The sequence below is a fragment of the Avibacterium volantium genome (assembly GCF_049366555.1).
GTDB classification, from domain to species: Bacteria; Pseudomonadota; Gammaproteobacteria; order Enterobacterales; family Pasteurellaceae; genus Avibacterium; species Avibacterium volantium_A.
Genome location: NZ_JBMMGT010000050.1, coordinates 1 through 2,716, shown reverse-complemented (window position 1 = coordinate 2,716; position 2,716 = coordinate 1). Strand labels below are relative to the sequence as shown.

The 2,716-nt window shown below is 42.8% G+C and carries 5 protein-coding genes; all 5 read left to right on the top strand.

Annotated features, from left to right (window positions below; genetic code table 11):
• Positions 1 to 547: ash family protein (locus ACLS0A_RS10880; protein ID WP_416083487.1), on the top strand; the 547-nt coding region annotated here is incomplete at its 5' end.
• On the top strand, positions 540 to 809 hold the full coding sequence (locus ACLS0A_RS10875) for a hypothetical protein (protein ID WP_416083486.1): 270 nt from the start codon (positions 540 to 542) through the stop codon (positions 807 to 809). The genes ACLS0A_RS10880 and ACLS0A_RS10875, both read left to right, overlap by 8 nt.
• On the top strand, positions 799 to 1,116 hold the full coding sequence (locus tag ACLS0A_RS10870; RefSeq protein ID WP_416083485.1) for a hypothetical protein: 318 nt from the start codon (positions 799 to 801) through the stop codon (positions 1,114 to 1,116). The genes ACLS0A_RS10875 and ACLS0A_RS10870 overlap by 11 nt, the downstream gene beginning before the upstream one ends.
• Positions 1,113 to 1,259 carry a hypothetical protein gene (locus ACLS0A_RS10865; RefSeq protein ID WP_416083484.1) on the top strand — a complete coding sequence of 49 codons (147 nt, stop codon included), beginning with the start codon at positions 1,113 to 1,115 and terminating at the stop codon, positions 1,257 to 1,259. The genes ACLS0A_RS10870 and ACLS0A_RS10865 overlap by 4 nt, the downstream gene beginning before the upstream one ends.
• A 59-nt stretch (positions 1,260 to 1,318) precedes the next feature.
• The coding region (locus tag ACLS0A_RS10860; RefSeq protein ID WP_416083483.1) for a DUF927 domain-containing protein at positions 1,319 to 2,716 on the top strand (1,398 nt) is incomplete at its 3' end.

The following is a 2,716-nucleotide window of genomic DNA, read 5'->3' as shown; positions in this document are numbered from 1 at the left end:
AAATGCTATGAATAAATTTCATAATACACCAAAACGCCCGAAAATCAAGGGCTTCACGCCATTTTTTTATAAGTGCGGTGCTTTTTTTGCAGATTTTTTCTTGACAGAAAACGCCTTTGAAAATTACAGTATTCTCGCTTTCGCAAAATCGAAAGCCAGCCGTGACAAGCTGAATATACACAAGGCGAACAGCACGCCAACCCGTGCTTTTTTTGTTCGTAGATTTCACACACCCAAAGAAAACCGCCCAGCGGTGATTCTCTCAATGATGGCGTGTAGTAGGCAATCCTTGCGATTGGCTGGTTTACCTTGTGTTCCAGTTTGTCACCCTGCTACACGCTATCGCCAAATCGTGACAAGTTTAGCGATAGCCCTTAATCACTCAACACAAGGACTATCAGCAATGATCTACAAATTCCAATTAGTCGGCTCTCGCCTACACGTTTCAACCTATGCCAAAAGCGAAGCGCACGCGCGCCAATTCCTAAACCTCACTCCACAAGAGGCGATTTGCTTTGCCCGCATTAAGGGGGTGAACAATGCCTAATTTCACTAAAGCCGATCTTTTAGATGAGTTATCAACAATAGAAATTTTGCTTAAACAAGCAAAGCAAGCCTTATCAAAAGACAATCTCAACAGCGCATTTAGCTCACTTAAGGAAATTAGAGAAGCAAGATATAGCAATTCTGCCTTAAGTGAGTATTCAAGCCAACAAACCTTAAAAGCGATGATGAAAATCATAGAGCAAGGAATAAAAACAACCACGCCAATAGAAAAGGAAGATAAAGGGGGCGACTATGTGCATTAAAAATAACCTTACAAGCATACAACGCATTAACAACCTAATGCGCCACTATCGCCCACGCCCAAGCGAAGAAACGAACCTAGCAGACAAATTGCAAGCTTTAGAGGGCTTAATTGGCTTAAATAACTCACTTTTTGAAGTAATGGATCGTAATTTTCAAGAGTATATGACTTCAAAAGATAAGGAACTGATTTACGCCAAGCAGTGCATTCATTTTGATTTGATGATTATCGCCCAATTGCTGAATGACAATTTAGAACGAGAGTTCGACCAGTTCAGCACGTTCTTATTAGAGCAAGGGGGGCAATGATGACGTACACAAAGCTGCCTTTATTGGTTGTTTATTTAGCCGCACATATTCCAACGGAAAAAACCACCAATCGCTTAAGTCTTGGAAGGCAAACAAACAAAACAATGCCAAAACGGAACAAAACGGCTCAATTACCCGCTTAATTAATTCACGCCGCCTTATTCATTTAAGGCGGTGAGCAACGCAAAAAAGGTTAGAAATTATGATGAACGGAACAAGAAAATACAGACCCACAAAACCTAAACCGCAAGAAGATCAAATCATTCTAATTGGTGATGAAGCGTGGCAAGCGTGGGATAACGGAAATGGCACATTATGGCAAATGCTCAATGAAAACTTGCTTAAATTAGGCTGCGATTTCAAGCCTTATATTTTTGGAGAAAATCCGCTTAAAAATATCCCCGAACAAACCCTTGCGCCGAAAACGCAAGAATACATTAAACTGTTTGAATGCGGGCAATTAAGCGAACCCCAACGCACAGCAATTTGCCATAATTTAGCCACCAAAACCGCCGCAAAAGTGGTTTCTTTGCATAATGTTGCAACTGGGGAATTAATCGAAAACTTCAGCCCCTATATTGAGCGCATACGCAAAGGCGAAGCGGAAACGGCAAAGATCATCGCACAAGCCAGCATTGACCAAAACGCCCCGAAAACATCGCCTTACATTGATTATAGAGAGAATGGGCTACTTGAGGGGCTTTTTTATGTGGTGCCAAAGCTAGACAAAGACACGGGCGAGGTGCTGCGAGAAGATTTGAAATGGATCTGCGATAAACTGGAATTAGTCGGCAAAGGTAAAAACGAAAACGGCGATTATTTCTATATTTTCCAATGGCACAATCCAGACGAAAAAGAACCCCGCATTGAAGCCATAAATTGCGGTGATTTTGGCACTGATACCGCTTGGCGATTGCTCAAAAACCAAGGCTTTAAAATGACACCGAAAACAGGGATTGCACAAAACCTTGTTGAGCATTTTCACGCCCTGGGGCTGAATGTGCAATCTTGGGCGGTTACGCATTCCACAGGCTGGCATAATGGGGCGTATTTATTGCCTAGCGGTGAGATTTTGGGCGAACCTAGCCAACCTATAATCTTCAAAAACAAAAGCGCCAATGCGGGCGGCTATGACACCAAAGGCACGCTTGAAAGCTGGCAGCAAGAAATTGCCCGCTATGCCAACAAAAACACGTCTATGATGTTAGGTATTGCTACCGCCTTAGCTAGCCCGCTTTTACGCCTGATTAATGCAAAAAGTTTTGGCGTGCATTTATTCAATTCTTCGAGCAAGGGGAAAACCACCACGCTAAACATCGCTAATAGTCTTTATGGCAACCCTGATTTAATTGATTTGAGTTGGAACACTACCGCCACCGCATTAAGCAACGAAGCCGCGGCTAGAAATGACGGCTTTATTACCCTTGATGAATTGGGGCAAGCCAAAAAGATTTATGATGTGGAAAATATCGCCTATTCACTGTTCAACGAAAAAGGGCGAGCCAAAGGAATGAAAGAGGGCGGGAACGATGAACTTTCTCGCTGGAAAATCACCGCACTTTCAACGGGTGAAAAAGACGTAGAGGGCTTTTTACAGTCT

Bases quoted from the DNA above. Each gene is read 5' to 3' on its own strand.
- ACLS0A_RS10875 (WP_416083486.1), top strand. From the start codon at position 540: ATGCCTAATTTCACTAAAGCCGATCTTTTAGATGAGTTATCAACAATA.
- ACLS0A_RS10870 (WP_416083485.1), top strand. From the start codon at position 799: ATGTGCATTAAAAATAACCTTACAAGCATACAACGCATTAACAACCTA.
- ACLS0A_RS10865 (WP_416083484.1), top strand. From the start codon at position 1,113: ATGATGACGTACACAAAGCTGCCTTTATTGGTTGTTTATTTAGCCGCA.